The sequence below is a fragment of the Streptomyces sp. W16 genome (assembly GCF_033194735.1).
GTDB lineage: Bacteria > Actinomycetota > Actinomycetes > Streptomycetales > Streptomycetaceae > Streptomyces.
The window spans coordinates 1-15,490 of sequence record NZ_JAWOAI010000222.1; the positions used below are offsets into that span (position 1 = coordinate 1).

Genomic DNA, 15,490 nt, shown 5'->3' on the forward strand with positions numbered 1-15,490 from the left:
AGCGGCGGTAGGGGGCGACTTCGGGGAGTGGCGTGGGGTGCTCACCGTAGAGGGCGAGGAGTTCGCGGTGCAGGACGGGCAGGGACCAGCCGTCCGCGACGATGTGATGGAACGTCAGGACCAGTCGGCTGCGGTCCTCGCCGAAGCGGATGAGGGCGCAGCGGATCAGCGGCGGGTGGGCGAGGTCGAAGCGGTGGGCGCGTTCGTCGGCGGCTACGGCCTCGGCGAGGGCGCGGCGGACCGTGGGGTCGTCCTGTGCGGACAGGTCGACCTCGCGCCAGGGCAGTTCGAGGCCGGAGGCGATGAGCTGGACCGGGCGGCCGGCGGGCGTCTGGCGGAAGCAGGCGCGCAGTGGGGCGTGCCGGTCGACGAGTCGCTGTGCGGCTGTGCGCAGCAGGGTGCCGTCGACCGGGCCGGACAGTTCGACGACCTGCTGCACGACATAGGCGTCGTGTTCGGCGCCGTCCACCAGCGCGTGGAAGAAGAAGCCCTCCTGGAGCGGGCCGAGGGGCAGCGCCTCCTCGACGGTGACGGGGAACTCGCCTTGGATTGAGGTGAGTTCGTCGTCGCTGAGGGTCTGCCACGGGGTGGCGTCGACGTCGTCGGCCGTCCCGGTCCGGGCGATTGTGGCGAGTTCAGCGACCGTACGGTGCCGGAACACGTCGCGCGGGGTGAGTTCGAGGCCTGCCCGGCGGGCGAGGATGAGGAGTTGGACGGCGACGATGCTGTCGCCGCCGAGCGCGAAGAAGTCGTCGTCGACGCCGACCGAGGGGACCTTGAGCGCCCGGGCGTACAGGTCGCACAGCAGTCGTTCGCGGGCGGTTTCGGGCGCCCGGCCCGCGCTGAGCAGCCGGGTGAGGTCGGGGACCGGCAGCGCGGCGGCGTCGAGCTTGCCGCTGGGGGTGACGGGCAGCCGGTCCAGCGGGACGAAGGCGGCCGGGACCATGTAGTCGGGCAGGTACTCGGTGGCGTGCGTCCGCAGGGTCGACATCAGGGCGTTGACGTTGCGGAAGGGTGCGGGGCGGTTGGTGAGCGGGTGGCCGCCCCCCGGGCGGTAGTCGACGCTGGTGAGGTCGGCCCCGACGGGTGCGAACACGGCGTCCAGGCTGCCGTCCTCGGCGTCCCCGTTCCAGGTGAGCGCCACCTCGTAGCCGTGCCGTGCGGCGATCTCGTACAGAGCTTCGGGGTCCACGCCGTACGGTCCGGCGGCCGGCCTGCTGCTGTCGTCGAGGGCGTCGAGCGCGGCGAGGTCGTCGGCGAGGCGGGAGTTGGGGATGCCGGTGACGCGCGAGCGGGCCGGGCGGCCGGCGAGCAGTTCGTCGACACCACGTACCGAACCGAGCGCGGGCCAGGGCGAGTCGGGGGTCTCCTCGGGTGCGTCCGACCGCGGTCGCAGCACAACGTCGTAGCGGTAGCGGGTGAGTTCGTTGTGGTGGGTGCCGCGCTTGACGCGGATGTCGGCGGTGAGGCCGTCGAGGGTGGTGAAGTAGTCGGGGTCGACGAGGAGTTCGCCCTCCCAGGCGACAGCCCGGTCCACGGCGGCGCGAAGGGCTTCCTTGTCGTCGTCCGTCTCGTCCCGCGCCCGTCCGCTCTCGACGGCCGCGCTGAGGGTGCGGAGAAGTCGCAGGTTGCGTACGTCGCCGACGAACACCGCGCCGCCGGGGGCGAGGAGGGCGGTCGCGTCGCGGAGTACGCCGGTGAGGTAGTCGCCGCCGGGGAAGTACTGGATGACGGAGTTGACGACGATCGTGTCGAAGTGGCCCTCGGGCAGGCCGGTGAGGTCGTGCGCGGGACGGGCCAACAGGGTGACGCGGTCGGCGAGTTCGGGGACGGCGGACACCTGGGCGTCCAGGGCGCGCACGGCTTCCTCGGAGAGGTCGGTGCCCCAGTACTCGGCGCAGTCCGGGGCGAGCCGGGACAGCAGCAGGCCGGAGCCGACGCCGATCTCCAGGATGCGCCGGGGCCGTAGCGCGCGGATGCGGTCGAGGGTGGCCTCGCGCCACTCGCGCATGTCGGCGAGGGGGATGGGCAGGCCGTCGTACATGCTGTTCCAGCCGGCGAAGTTCTCCTCGAAACCGTCGGATCCGGCGGCGGAGTAGAGGAGTTCGTGCAGGTCCTTCCAGTCGGCGACGCCCTCGTCGGGGCTCGGGTCGGCGTCCAGCGAGGGCACGACGTAGGCGGCGAGGCGGCGTTCGCCGGGGCGGTCCTCGCGGACGACCACGGCGGCCTGGTCGACGGCCGGGTGGGAGCGCAGGACGGACTCGATCTCGCCGGGTTCGATGCGGAAGCCGCGGATCTTGACCTGGGTGTCGACGCGGCCGTGGAACTCCAGTCGGCCGTCTGTCTTCCAGCGCACCAAGTCGCCGGTGCGGTAGAGGCGTTCGCCGGGTGTACCGAAGGGGTCGGCGACGAAGCGTTCGGCGGTGAGGGCGGGGCGGCCGAGGTAGCCGCGGGCAAGGCCGTCGCCCGCGAGGTAGAGCTCTCCCGTGACCCCGGCGGGTACGGGGCGCAGGCGGTCGTCGAGGACGTAGGCGCGGGTGCCGGGGTCGGGGATGCCGATGGGCACGATGGTGCCGGCCGGGGTGTCCGGGTCGCACAGGCCGAGGGTGGAGTTGGTGGTGGCCTCGGTCGGGCCGTAGGCGTTGAACATCATCCGGCCGCGTGCGTAGCGTCCGACCAGTTCGGGCGAGACGCGTTCGGTGCCCGCCAACAGGGTTGCCTCGGGCGGGAGTTGGACGTCTTCGGGCATGGCGGCGAGCAGCGCCGGCGGGAGGATCATGAAGGTGATGCCGTGCTCGTCGGCGTAGTCCGCGAGGGGGGCGCCGGGGACACGGCGGTCGGCGGGGACGACGACGAGACGGCCGCCGGAGAGCAGGCCGAGGCACAGGTCCCAGAACGCGACGTCGAAGCTGGGTGAGGCGAACTGGAGGACCCGGCTGTGCGGGCCGATTCCGAAACGTTCCTGTTGGGTGGCGACCAGTTTGGCGACACCCGCGTGGGACAGCACTGTGCCCTTGGGGCGGCCGGTGGAGCCGGAGGTGTAGATGACGTAGGCGGCGTGCGCGGTCGTCAACTCGTCAGCGGTGGAAGGGCCGTGGGCGGGGTGGGCGGCCAGTTCCGCGACCGTTTCCGGTGCGTCGAGTACCAACGGATCGAGGCCCGGCGGGAGGTCGGGGGCGATCTCGGCGGTGGTGACGAGGCAGACCGGGCGGGCGTCGGCGAGCATGTAGGCGATGCGGTCGGCCGGGTAGTCGGTGTCGACGGGCAGATAGGCGGCGCCCGCCTTCAGGACGGCGACCTCGGCGACGATCATGTCGGCGGAGCGCGGTACGGCGAGCGCGACGACCTGCTCGGGGCCGGCCCCCCGGGCCACCAGGGCGTGCGCCAACTTGGCGGCGCTGGCGTCGAGTTCGGCGTAGGTGAGGCGGACGTCCTCGTGGATGAGGGCGATCTCGTGCGGGCGGGCGGCGACCTGGTCGGCGAACATGCGCGGCCAGGTGAGCGCGGGCACGTCGTGCGCGGTGTCGTTCCAGTCGTGCAGGATGCGGTGCCGCTCGTCGGCGCCGAGGAGTTCGAGGTCGGCGACCTGGGCGTCGGGGCGGGTGAGGGCGTCGGCGAGGAGGGTGCCGTAGTGGCCGAGGATCAGGTCGACGGTGGCGGGTGCGAAGAGGTCGGTGCGGTAGTCCGCCGTCACCTCCCCGTCCGTCACGGTGAGGGCCAGGTCCAGTGGGCCGCTCTCGTGCCAGGGGTCGGCGCCGAAGCCCGTGGCGCACAACAGGCCGCCGCCGCGGAGGGGTTCGGGGGCGAGGAGCCGTAGCAGCTCGGTGGTCGGCAGGTGGTGGGCGGCGGCCTCCGCGCGTACGGCCTCGACCTGGTCGCGGAGTTCGGTGAACGGGGTGTCGCCGTCGATCGTGACGCGCAGCGGAAGGCCCCCTTGGGCCACCGCCGTTTCGGTGGCCGTCGTGCCGCTGTAGCGGTGCAACAGGGCGACGAAGGCGGCGAGTTGAGTGGCCGTGTCGGCCGTGCCGCCGAGTGTGGCCGTGCGTCGCGCTCGGGACACCGGGCCGTCCTGACGTGGCGGACGGGGGAAGTCCAGCGGCAGTGCGGTCTCCGGTACCGGAGACGCGAAGCGCCGTCGCCAGAAGTCGTTCGTCGCCGTTGCCCGTGCCGAAGAAAGCGTGTTGCCCGCCACAGCTGCCCGTGCCTCCCAATGCGTGCGGAACGGCTCAGCGGAGCCGCGACCGCTCGCATAGTAAGGTAAGCATTGCCTTACTTGATAGACCTTCCCCGGAACCGCAGGCCCATGTCACAGCCGCTGAGGTTATGCTCACCTAAGCTGCTGGCCGGGCTGTCCGGTGGTCCGCCAACAGGGCTCCAGAGCACGGAAGATGACCCGGAAGACGACATGGAGACCGGCACGTGGCTTCAGGCAGAAGGCTTCGCACCACGATGCTGGTGACCCTGGTCGTCGCCCTCCTCGTCCTGCTGTCGCTGCTGTCCGTCGCACTGGGCGCGCTCAGCGTTCCGCTCGACCAGGTCGTGCGCTCGGTGCTCGGCCATCCGCCCAGCCGACTGATCGACAACGTCATCTGGTCGGTGCGCGTGCCGCGCACCCTGCTCGGCCTGACGACGGGCGCCGCGCTCGGCCTGTCCGGCGCGCTGATGCAGGCCCTGACCCGCAATCCGCTCGCGGACCCGGGGATCCTCGGGGTGAGCGCCGGGGCGTCCTTCGCGATCGTCCTGGCGGTCGGCGTGCTCGGGGCCACCTCGCTGTACGGCTATGTGTGGTTCGCGTTCGGCGGGGCGCTCGTCGCCAGTGTCGTGGTCTTCTTCCTGGGGCGGCTCGGCAGGTCCGGGGCGACGCCGGTCAAACTGGCGCTCGCCGGAGTCGCCGTCACCTCGCTGCTGCAGTCGTTCACCAGCGCCATCGTGCTGACCGATCAGGACGCGCTGGACCGCTACCGCTTCTGGTCGGCCGGCACCCTGGCCGACCAGGACTCCGGCGATCTGGTGCGCATCCTGCCCTTCCTCGCCGTCGGCGCCGTACTGGCCCTGTCCTGCGCGCCCGCCCTCAACAGCATGGCCCTCGGCGACGATGTGGCCGCCTCCCTGGGGCGGCGGCTGGGTCTGGTACGGCTCCAGGGGGTCACCGCCGTCGTGCTGCTGACCGGCGCGTCCGTCGCCGTCATCGGTCCCGTGGTCTTCCTCGGCCTGGTCGTCCCGCACATCGCCCGGGTCCTCGCCCAGTGGGTCGGCATCGGCCCCGACTACCGGTGGCTGCTGCCGCTGTCCGCCGCGCTCGCGCCCGTGCTGCTGCTGTCCGCCGACATCCTGGGCCGGATGGTGGACCGCCCGACCGAGATCCAGGCCGGTGTTCTCGTCGCCTTCCTCGGCGGCCCGTTCTTCATCGTCCTGGTCCGCCGCCGGAAGCTCGCGGAGGTATGAGCGTGCCCGCACCACCGTCACCAGCAGCTTTGGGCAACCGGCCGTTCCGGCTGGCCGTTCCTCCGGTGTCCGGCGTGCTGCGTCCGCGCCTGCTGCTCACCGGAGTTGGTGTCGCGCTCGGCGCGTTCCTGCTGTTCTGCTGGGGTCTGACCATCGGCGACTATCCCGTGGCGTTCACCGACGTCATCAGGGCGCTGTGGGGTTCGGGCGACGCGGGCACGGTCATCGTCGTACAGGATCTGCGGCTGCCGCGTGCGCTGGTCGGGCTGCTGGTCGGGATCGCGTTCGGGGTCTCCGGGGCCGTGTTCCAGACGATGACCCGCAATCCGCTGGCCAGCCCCGACATGATCGGGCTCACCGAGGGTGCCGGAACCGCCGTGGTGGCGGCGGTCGTTCTGGGCTGGACCGGCGGACTCGGGCTGTCCACGCTGGGGTTGCTCGGGGCGCTGGCCACCGCGCTGCTCGTGTACGCGCTGGCATGGAAGGGCGGGGCCACCGGGTACCGGATCATCCTCGTCGGCATCGGGGTGTCCTGGATCTGCTCCAGTGCCACCAACTTCCTTGTGGCGCGCGGCAGTCGGTTCGAGGCGGAGGCGGCCCTCGGCTGGCTGGTCGGCAACCTCAACGGCCGGACCTGGAGCCAGGTGGACTCCCTGGCCATCGCCCTGGCCGTGCTGCTGCCGCTCACGCTGGGCATGGGCCGCTGGATGCGCACGCTGATGCTCGGCGACGACGTGGCCGCCGGACTCGGCACACCCGTCCAACCCGTCCGGCTGGCACTGCTGTTGGCCGGGGTGGGCCTGGTCGCGTTCGGTACGGCGGCGGCCGGTCCGGTGGCGTTCGTCGCGCTGGCCTGTCCGCAGATCGCCCAGCGGCTGGCGGGCACCTCCTCGCCGCCCCCGCTCGTCTCCGGTCTCACCGGCGCGTTCGTCGTCCTCGGCTCGGATCTCCTCGCCCGCGAGGCGATCCCCGGGACGGAACTGCCGGTCGGGATCGTCACCGGCGCCCTGGGCGCGCCGGTCCTGCTGTGGCTGCTCATCCGCGTCAACCGCGCGGGCTCTGGAGGCTGATCGCATGTCGACCACTGACCCGCGCGCCCGGCGGACGCCCGAATCACCCACCCCAGGGCCCGAGTTGCGGGCGCGGAACCTGCAACTCGCCTACGACGGACGAGCGGTGGTCGAGAACCTGGACCTCACCGTGCCGACCGGCCGGATCACGGCCATCGTCGGCGCCAACGCCTGTGGGAAATCGACCCTGTTGCGGGCGCTCGCCCGGCTGCTGGCCCCGCGCCAGGGCGTGGTGGAGCTGGACGGCGTCGCGCTGCGCTCCGTGCCGACCCGTGAACTCGCCCGCAAACTGGGCATCTTGCCGCAGACGCCGGTGGCACCGGAGGGGCTGACCGTCCTCGACCTGGTGGGCCGGGGCCGCTCCCCGCACCAGACGTGGTGGCGGCAGTGGTCGGCGGCCGACGAGGAGGCCGTGCACGCGGCCCTTGAGGCGACCAATCTCACCGACCTCGCCGAGCGTCCGGTCGACGAACTCTCCGGCGGCCAGCGGCAGCGCGCGTGGATAGCCATGGCGGTCGCCCAGGGCACCCCCGTGCTGCTCCTGGACGAGCCGACGACCTATCTCGACCTCGCCCACCAGATCGACGTACTCGACCTGATCACGGACCTCAACCGGCGCGAGGGCCGCACGGTGGTGATGGTCCTGCACGACCTCAACCAGGCCTGCCGGTACGCCAATCACGTCATCGCCATGAAGGCCGGCCGGATCGTCGCCGAGGGCGCGCCCGCCGACGTCGTCACCGAGGCCACCGTCGAGGACGTCTTCGACCTGCGCTGCCGGATCACCCCCGACCCGGTCAGCGGCACACCGCTGGTGATCCCGCTGGGGCGGCACCACCATGACGGCGCCTCCCTGGCCGACAGGTCCGAGTCCGAGGACACCGTCACGACCCGGTGAGGGCTCCGCCGGGGACCGGGTTCAAAAAAGTGTGTCACCTCTCGCGAAAGTGACACACTTTTTCAGAACCCCTACCCCGCCCGGCCCGACACGCCGACCGGCGTGGGCTCAGCCACTCAGCCACTCAGGGCCGGGACGTCAAGTACCCGCCCATGGTGCGGAAGTAGTCACCGGCCGCGTACTCGGTGCCGTCGTCCGTGCGCACCCGGCGCACCAACAGCCCACGGCCGCGCCCGGTATGGGCCTCGGGACCCGCCACTATGACCACGCCGTCGCCCTCACGGATGAAGATCCGGCCCGGGGTGCCGCCGTAGCGCCCCTCCGAGACGGCGGCCGAGACGATCCTGAGCCGCTCGCCGCGATGGAAGGCGTAGGCGTTCGGGTACGGGTCCGACTGGGCCCGCACGAGACGCTCCAGGCGTTCCGCGGGCCAGCTCCAGTCGATACGGCTGTCCTCCGCCGACCTCTTGTGGAAGAAGCTGGCGCGGCTGCGGTCCTGCGGTACCCACTGGCCGGCGTCGCGGCCGGAGGCGATCAGGTCGAGCGACTCGCGCACGATGGGCGCGATGAGGTCGACGGTCCGGTGGAACAGGTCGGTCGCGGTGTCGGTGGGCCCGACCGGCACCGAGCGCTGGATCAGGATGTCCCCGGCGTCGAGTTCGCCGTTCATGCGGTGCGCGGTGACACCGACGCGCGGCTCGTCGTTCAGGAGCGCCCAGATGATCGGGGAGAACCCGGCGTACGACGGCAGCAGCGAGTCGTGGACGTTGAGGGTGCCGTGCGGCGGGAGGTCGAACAGCTCCGGCGGCAGCCAGGTCCGCCAGTTGTTGGCGACGATGATGTCCGGCCGCGCCTCCCGTACGGCGTCGAGGAGTTCGGCGTCGTCGGGGCGGTTTCGCAGCAGGACGGGGACGTCGTTCTTCTCGGCGAGTTCGGCGACGCTGTCGTCCCAGATCTTCTCGTAGGCATGCTCACTTTTCGGGTGGGTGACGACGGACACGACCTCGTGGTCGGAGTCCAGCAACGCCTGCAGCGTGCGGTGACCCCAGGTCTGATAGCCGAGCATGACGACCCGCATGACGGTCCTTCCCTTCAACGACTCATTGCAAGGTAAGCCTTACCTTATCTAGCATTGGGCTGCCTGAGGGAGGCGATGCCACGGTGAAGTCACCGCTCATGGATTCCGAAGTGGTCCACGACATACTCGGAATCGGATTCGGTCCGTCAAATCTCGCTCTGTCCATAGCGGTTGAGGAGCACAACAAGAGCCTTCCGGCAGACAGCCGTCTCAACGCCCTGTTCCTGGAACGCCAGCCGCGCTTCGGCTGGCACCGGGGCATGCTGATCGACGACGCCACGATGCAGGTGTCGTTCCTCAAAGACCTGGTCACACTGCGGAATCCGACCAGCGACTACAGCTTCCTCTGCTTCCTGCGCGAGCAAGGCAGACTGATCGACTTCCTGAACCAGAAGACCCTCTTCCCGCTGCGCGTGGAGTTCCACGAGTACTTCGAGTGGGCGGCCGAGCGGGTCTCCCACCTCGTCTCCTACGGCAGCGAGGTCGTCTCCGTCGACCCGGTGCGCGGCGACGACGGCGAGGTGGCCTTCTACGACGTCACCAGCCGGGACCCCTCCGGGAACGGTGCGACCATGACCCGCCGGGCCCGCAACATCAGCGTGGCCATGGGTCTTGAGCCGCACGTGCCGCCGGGTCTGGAACTGGGCGAACGCCTCTGGCACAACAGCGAGTTGATCCCCCGCGCGACCGAACTGGCCGACGCGGGGCAGCCGGTGCGGCGGGCCGTGGTGCTCGGCGCGGGCCAGAGCGCCGCCGAGGCGGTGGACTATCTGCACCGCACCTTCCCGGACGCCGAGGTGTGCTCGGTGTTCGCCAAGTACGGCTACACCCCGGCCGACGACAGCCCGTTCGCGAACCGCATCTTCGACCCGGAGGCGGTCGACGTCTACTTCTCGGCGCCCTCCGAGGTCAAGCAGTCGCTGCTCGACTACCACCGGTCCACCAACTACTCCGTGGTCGACATGGAGTTGATCGAGGTCCTGTACGCCACCGCGTACCGGGAGAAGGTGGCCGGACGGGAGCGGCTGCGCTTCCTGAACGTCTCACGGGTCCGCGCCGTGGACCCCGGAACGGACGGCGGTCTCGATGTCGCCGTGGAGTTCCTGCCCACCGGCGAGAAGCAGGTGCTGTCCGCCGATGTGCTGGTGCTCGCCACCGGCTACCGGCCCCGCGACCTGAGTTCACTGCTCGGCGAGGCGGCCAAACTCTGCCTCAGGGACGACGGCGACGAGATCCGCGTGGGCCGCGATCACCGGGTCGAGACCGTCCCGGAGGTGACCGCCGGCCTCTACCTCCAGGGCGGCACCGAGCACACCCACGGGCTGACCAGCACCCTGCTGTCGACGGTCGCGGTCCGGGCGGAGGAAATCCACCGCTCGGTACAGGCGACGAAGTTGCCCGTCTGACGGCATCCCCCGACTCCCCGGGCCCGGAAGGTACGGTCCCTTCCGGGCCCGGGGTCTCTCTGCGCATGGAAGGCGTCAAATTTCCGCGCGTTCAACGGCGTTGGGACACCGGCTCACCGAACACGTCCGCGACGCCCCGCACGGTCCGCACCGCCCCGCAGGTCGCCGCGATCCAGTCCACGGCCATCCGGTGATCCTCGTGCGCCCGGTCGGCCACCGCGTCCGCGACGACGAACGGCTCCATGTCCTGCATCCACGCGTCGGCGGCGGTCAGCAGTACCTGCGTACGCGCGAACACGCCGACGATCACCGGCTGGTCGCGCCCCAACTCCGCGAGCCTGCGCCGCAGTCGGGTGCCGGCGAAGGCGCTGAACCGCTTGGCGACCAGCACGCTGTCGCCGACCTGCGGCCGGATCGCGTCCACGATGTCCCGGGAGTCCTCGCCACCGGGCAGCCGCGGGTGACCGAAGCTGGTCTCGCGCCCGTCCGGTTCACGCTCGGCGGTCTTTAGGGTGTACAGCACGGGGATGCCGGCGGCCCGCGCCGATTCCGCCAACAGGCCTACTCCGCCGAGGAGTTGACCGACGGGTGCGGAGGACTCGCGCAGCACGTGCAGGAAGTGGTTCTGGACGTTCAGGACCACCAGGGCGGCACGGCGCGGGTCGACGGACCAGCCGGTGCGGTCCGGGGGCAGCGCGGCGGCGCCGGGCATGTCGTACGGGATCATGTCGGATGACGGCATGCGCGTCGGCCTCTCACCGGTCGTCGGACGTCGTGGGGAACTCAGGACACCGGACCGCCTCAGTAGGGGCCATGGGTCCAGCGGCCGTTCGTCATCGTGGCGTGCACCGGCATCGCGCGCAGGGTGTCCGGGTCGACGTCCAGCGGGTCCACGTCGACGACCACCAGGTCGGCCGGGTCCCCGACCCTGATGAGCCGGCGTCCGCGGGCCGCGGCGACCAACGCGTCCGGAACGGACAGACGTTGCTCCGGATGCCAGGCGGGGCGTTCGTCGTCGGTGCGGCTGACGGCGGACGCGATGGCGAGCCAGGGGTCGAGCGGCGAGACCGGGGCGTCCGAACCGAACTCCAGCCGGGCCCCGGCGGCGAGCAGGTCGCCGTAGGGGAAGGCGCGTCCGGTACGTCCGGCCCAGTGCCGGTCCGCCACGTCGCGGTCGTCCGTCGCATGCCGGGGCTGCACCCCCGCCGTGACCCCCAACCGGGCGAATCGCGGCACGTCTTGAGGGCTCAGCAACTGCGCGTGCTCGATCCGGCCGCGGCAGTGCACCGTCTCGAAGGCGTCCAGGGCAACGGTGTTGGCGTGGTCGCCGATGGCGTGCACGGCGGGTTCGATGCCGTGCGCGGCGGCGTGCCGCATGAGCCGTACGAGCTCGTCGGGTGCCGTCTCCTCGATGCCGTGGGCGCCGTCCGTGCCCTCAAGTCCCGGGTAGGGGTCGCGGCACAGGGCGGTACGGGTGTTGAGCGAGCCGTCCGTGAAGAGCTTCAGCGGCCCCACCCGCACCAGGCTGCCGTCCGCGCCGACCTCGTCCCCCGTGCGCAGCCCGCGCTTGATCGCGGCGTCCAGGTAACTCGGATACACCGCGGCCGACACCCGTACGGCGGGCGGGAATTGAGCCGAGCGCCGTTCCCAGTCCCCGACCGTGTCGCCGAACTGGAAGTCGATGACACCGGTGACTCCGCGCGCGGCGGCGGCCCGGCAGGCCTCCTCGATCCAGCCGTCGAGCACCTCGTCCGGGGTCGCGGGGAGGGCGGCGAGGGCTTCGTGAGCCTCGTGTTCCCGGATCAGGCCGGTGGGGTGGTCACCCCGGCCGACGAGAGCGAGGCAGGCGGAGTTGAACCACGCGGCATGGAGATCGGCGCTGACCAGGGCGACCGGCCGGTCGGGCAGCACCGCGTCGAGCAGTGCTTTGTGCGGGGCGTCGGGCCACAGGCCGTCGCGGAACCCGTAGCCGTAGAGCACCGTGCCGTCGACCGCCCCGGCGCGCTCCCGGACGAGCTCGGTCACCGCCCGCGCGGACGTGGTCCCGGCCAGGTCCAGCCGGTGCCGAGCGCTCGCCCATTCCGCGAGGTGGACGTGGGCGTCCCACAGGCCGGGCAGCAGCCGCCGCCCGCCCAGATCGAGAACACGCTCACCACCGGCAACCGCGTCCGCCTCCGGAACGACGTGCGTGATCCTTCCGTCCGCCACCCGCACCCGGACCAACGGCCCACCGGCACCGAGCCGCACCCGGGCGAGCGTCAGCGCGGGCGCCGGGGAGCTTGCGTTGTCTGCCATATGAGCCTCCATCGCCCCGCACAGGGGAGTAGCGAGGGCACCCCTCAACCAAATCCGCGAAGTAAAGTAAGCCTTACCTTACCTCGCGGATCGGACCTCGGCCCCTACAACGGTGGAAGGCTGCGCTTCTTGAATCCCTGCCGACGACGGCGACCACCGGCCATGGAAGCGACGATCGAGCCGCCGCCGTCAGGCCAGGGTGACACGACCACCCATCACCCCGTCACCGACCCCACCCACCACACCCGGCAAGGCCGATGACGAGATACCGCCTCACCTCGTCTACCGCTTCACGTCCGCACTCGCCCGCACCCGCAGATCCCCCGCCGAAGCCCCGACCCACACGGACCGCCGGCCGGTCCCCAGCACCCACGCGTGCCGCTTCACGTCCCATGACGACAACGTCCGCGCATCGACATGCACAGTGACCCGCCGCCGCTCCCCCGGCCGCAGCACGAGGCGCCGATACCCGCCCAACACCCGTACGGCCTGGTCGAGTTGGAGGTCCGGGGAGCGCCCGACGTAGACCTGGGGCACCGCGACACCCTCCCGCCGCCCGGTGTTGCGGACCGTGAACGTCACGTCCAGCCCGTGCCCGTTCCACCGTGCCGACGCGTCCTCGTAGGAGAAGGAGGTGTACGACAGGCCGTACCCGAAGGGGTAGAGGGGCCGGACGCCCTCCGCGTCGTACCAGCGGTAGCCGACGTGGATGCCCTCGGAGTACTCCTCGGTGCCGTTCACGCCGGGGTAGCGGAGCGGGTCCCCGGCGACCGGGTGGTGGGCGTCGTCGACCGGGAAGGACTGGGTGAGCCGGCCACCGGGGTCGCAGTCCCCGAACAGTACGGCGGCCGTGGCGGCGGCACCCTCCTGGCCCGGGTAGTACATCTGGAGGACCGCGCCGGTGCGGGCCAGCCACGGCATCGACGTAGAGGACGAGGTGTTGAGGACAACGGTGGTGCGCGGGTTCGCGGCCGTGACCGCACCGATCAACTCGGCCTGGTTGCCCGGGAGTCCGAGGGTGGTGCGGTCGAGGCCCTCGGTGGCGTCCTCGTAGGCGAACAGGACGACACTGCGGGCGGCGCGGGCCGCGGTGACGGCGGCGGCGACGTCCTGCGCTCGGGTCGCGCCGGTGATGCGCCGCAGCCGGAACAGCAGTCCGGCGTCGCCGCCCTCGGCGGTGATCTTCAGGGTGTGGGCGCCCTTGGTGAGGGTGAGGGTCTTTCGGCGTACGCCGAGGCCGTCGGGGTCGGCCGAGACCAGGCCGCCGGAGAAGTACTCGCCGTATCCGGCCGCGAGCGGGAACAACTCCTCGCCGTCCAGGAGGACTTTGGGGCGGGCGGTGGGTGCTGAGGAGAAGTGGAGTACGAAGGTCCACTCGTCGGTCTCGGCCACGGTGAGCGAGCCGTCGTACTCCCAGGTCTTTCCGGCGGCCACCGTCTGGCCCTCGCTGTCGAAGGCGGGAGTGAGCGCGGACGCGGGGATCGCTCTGCCGAACAGGTCCTCGCCGAGCGTGTACGTCACCCGGGCGCCGGACCCGGCCCGTGCCTTGATCGCGTCGAGGGGGCTGTCCGCGTGGTCCGGCACGACGTGCGCGCTGCCGCCGCCACTGACGAAGGGCAGGGCGCCGGTGGGGCCGATCACCGCGATGGAACCGCCGGTCAGCGGGAGGGTGCGGTGTTCGTTGCGGAGGAGGGTGGCGCCCGCCTTGGCCACCTCCAGGGCGACGGCCGCGCCAGCCTTCGCGTCGCGGGCGGGGCGCGGCGGCGCACTGCCGTCGAGGAGCCCGAACCGGTCCATGACACCGAGGATCCGGCGCACCGCGCGGTCGACATACCGCTCGGGCACGCTGCCGTTCTGCACGGCCGTCTTGAGCGGCGTACCGAAGTACGTCCCGTCGGGCATCTCCATGTCGAGGCCGGCCGTGATCGCGGCGACGGTGCTGTGGGCGGCGAACCAGTCGGTCATCACCCAGCCGTCGAAGCCCCATTGCCCGCGCAGGATGTCGGTGAGGAGGGTCTTGTTCTCGCAGGCGAAGGTGCCGTTGACCTTGTTGTACGCGCCCATGACCGCGCCGGTGCCGACGGCGGTCGCCGCTTCGAAGCCGCGCAGTTCGACCTCGTGCATGGTCTGCTCGTCGACCCGCACGTCGATGGTGTTGCGGTCCTTCTCCTGGTTGTTCATCGCGAAGTGCTTGACGGTCGCGATGAGTCCCTCGCCCTGGATGCCCTCGATCTCGGCGGCGACCAGGTCGCCGGCGAGGAGCGGGTCCTCGCTGAAGGTCTCGAAGTTGCGGCCCGCGTACGGGGTGCGGATGAGGTTGACCATCGGGGACAGCAGGACGTCCTGGCCGAGGGCGCGGCCCTCGCGGCCGACGACCCGGCCGTAGCGGCGGGCGAGTTCGGGGTCGAAGGCCGAGGCGAGCAGGACGGGTGCGGGGAGGGCGGTGGCGTGTGCGGTGACGCGGACGCCGGCCGGTCCGTCGGTGAGCCGGAGCGGCGGGATCTTCAGGCGGGGGACGCCGGGGATGTATCCGGCCTGGCCGAGCGAGTTCGGGTCGGTGGCGCCGTGCAGGAGGGAGATCTTCTCGTCGAGGGTGAGCCTGGCCAGGAGTCCTTCGAGGCGGGGTCCGGCCCCCGCCTCGGGTCTGGCCTGGGCGTACGCGTGCGACGGGGAGACGAGTCCGGTGGTGGCCGCGGTGGCGACCGCGATCGCGCCGCCCAGCAGGCGCAGGGCGGATCGCCGGGACACGGTGTCGGTCATGAGCCGTCACTCCTTCGGTGTGCGGGCACGCCGTCGTGGACCGCAGGTGCGCCTCGGTGCCCCGGACCGTGTTCGGCATCTGTCCGTGTTCGGAATCTGAACGCACTGTGCGTCAGCCCGACTTGACGACCCGTTGGGAACCACTGGCGCGGCGGGAAAACTATGACCGCCGCTGACTCGTGTCAACGATCCGAACAGGAATCGACCGCGAGTCGACAAGAACCGAAGGATGAGTGGGTGCGGGGCCGCCCCGGCAGGGCGGCCCCGCGATCAGTGCAGGACCGGGACCAGACTGGTGATGGTGTCCACGACATCCGCCACGACCGTGACCAGCGGCTGCACCACGTCGCCGCCCGGGGAGGGCTCGGGCTCCGGCGCGGGATCCTCGCAGCAGGCGACCTGCGCGGCTCGGGGCGCGTTCTGCGGTTGATCCTGCTGGGGAACATCCGTGGGAAGCGGCTGCGGCACATCACCGCCCCCGGTCCGCCCGGGTGCCGTCGGAGCGCCGCTCCGGGGCGTGTCACCCCTTCCCTCCGCG

The 15,490-nt window shown here is 71.5% G+C and carries 9 protein-coding genes and 1 pseudogene; 4 read left to right on the plus strand and 6 right to left on the minus strand.

Annotated features, from left to right (window positions below):
• Positions 1-4,192 (minus strand): non-ribosomal peptide synthetase (locus R6V09_RS27165; RefSeq protein WP_317884061.1); only part of this gene is annotated, 4,192 nt, incomplete at its 3' end.
• Positions 4,193-4,449: 257 nt separating this feature from the next.
• Between R6V09_RS27165 and R6V09_RS27170 the strand changes: the two genes are divergently transcribed.
• The 3 genes from R6V09_RS27170 to R6V09_RS27180 are packed head-to-tail and all read left to right on the plus strand — an operon-like array spanning position 4,450 to position 7,413.
• Positions 4,450-5,445, plus strand: coding sequence for a FecCD family ABC transporter permease (locus R6V09_RS27170; RefSeq protein ID WP_019071030.1), 996 nt, complete (start codon positions 4,450-4,452; stop codon positions 5,443-5,445).
• A complete protein-coding gene (locus tag R6V09_RS27175) occupies positions 5,442-6,515 on the plus strand; it encodes a FecCD family ABC transporter permease (protein ID WP_317884062.1) in 1,074 nt (357 codons plus the stop codon). The genes R6V09_RS27170 and R6V09_RS27175 overlap by 4 nt, the downstream gene beginning before the upstream one ends.
• Positions 6,516-6,519: 4 nt before the next feature.
• Entirely contained in the window at positions 6,520-7,413 is an 894-nt protein-coding gene (locus R6V09_RS27180; RefSeq protein WP_317884063.1) for an ABC transporter ATP-binding protein, read from the plus strand.
• A gap of 124 nt (positions 7,414-7,537) precedes the next feature.
• Here R6V09_RS27180 and R6V09_RS27185 read toward each other — a convergent pair whose 3' ends face one another.
• Positions 7,538-8,491, minus strand: a complete 954-nt coding sequence (locus tag R6V09_RS27185) for a methionyl-tRNA formyltransferase (protein WP_317884064.1) — start codon at positions 8,489-8,491, stop codon at positions 7,538-7,540.
• 98 nt (positions 8,492-8,589) lie between these two features.
• Here R6V09_RS27185 and R6V09_RS27190 point away from each other — a divergent pair, with 98 nt between their 5' ends.
• Positions 8,590-9,897 (plus strand): lysine N(6)-hydroxylase/L-ornithine N(5)-oxygenase family protein, encoded by a 1,308-nt coding sequence (locus R6V09_RS27190; protein WP_442810141.1) that lies wholly within the window; start codon positions 8,590-8,592, stop codon positions 9,895-9,897.
• 91 nt (positions 9,898-9,988) lie between these two features.
• On the opposite strand, the gene R6V09_RS27195 is transcribed toward R6V09_RS27190, so the two are convergent.
• From R6V09_RS27195 to R6V09_RS27210, 4 genes and pseudogenes are all read right to left on the minus strand, one after another.
• Entirely contained in the window at positions 9,989-10,639 is a 651-nt protein-coding gene (locus R6V09_RS27195) for an isochorismatase family protein (RefSeq protein WP_317884066.1), read from the minus strand.
• 59 nt (positions 10,640-10,698) lie between these two features.
• The gene (locus R6V09_RS27200) at positions 10,699-12,192 is read right to left on the minus strand and encodes an amidohydrolase (protein WP_317884067.1); all 1,494 of its coding nucleotides are present in this window, start codon (positions 12,190-12,192) and stop codon (positions 10,699-10,701) included.
• A 282-nt stretch (positions 12,193-12,474) separates the two neighbouring features.
• A complete protein-coding gene (locus R6V09_RS27205) occupies positions 12,475-14,952 on the minus strand; it encodes a beta-glucosidase family protein (protein WP_317884068.1) in 2,478 nt (825 codons plus the stop codon).
• A gap of 270 nt (positions 14,953-15,222) precedes the next feature.
• Positions 15,223-15,490: pseudogene (locus R6V09_RS27210) on the minus strand (hydrolase); the annotation flags it as partial.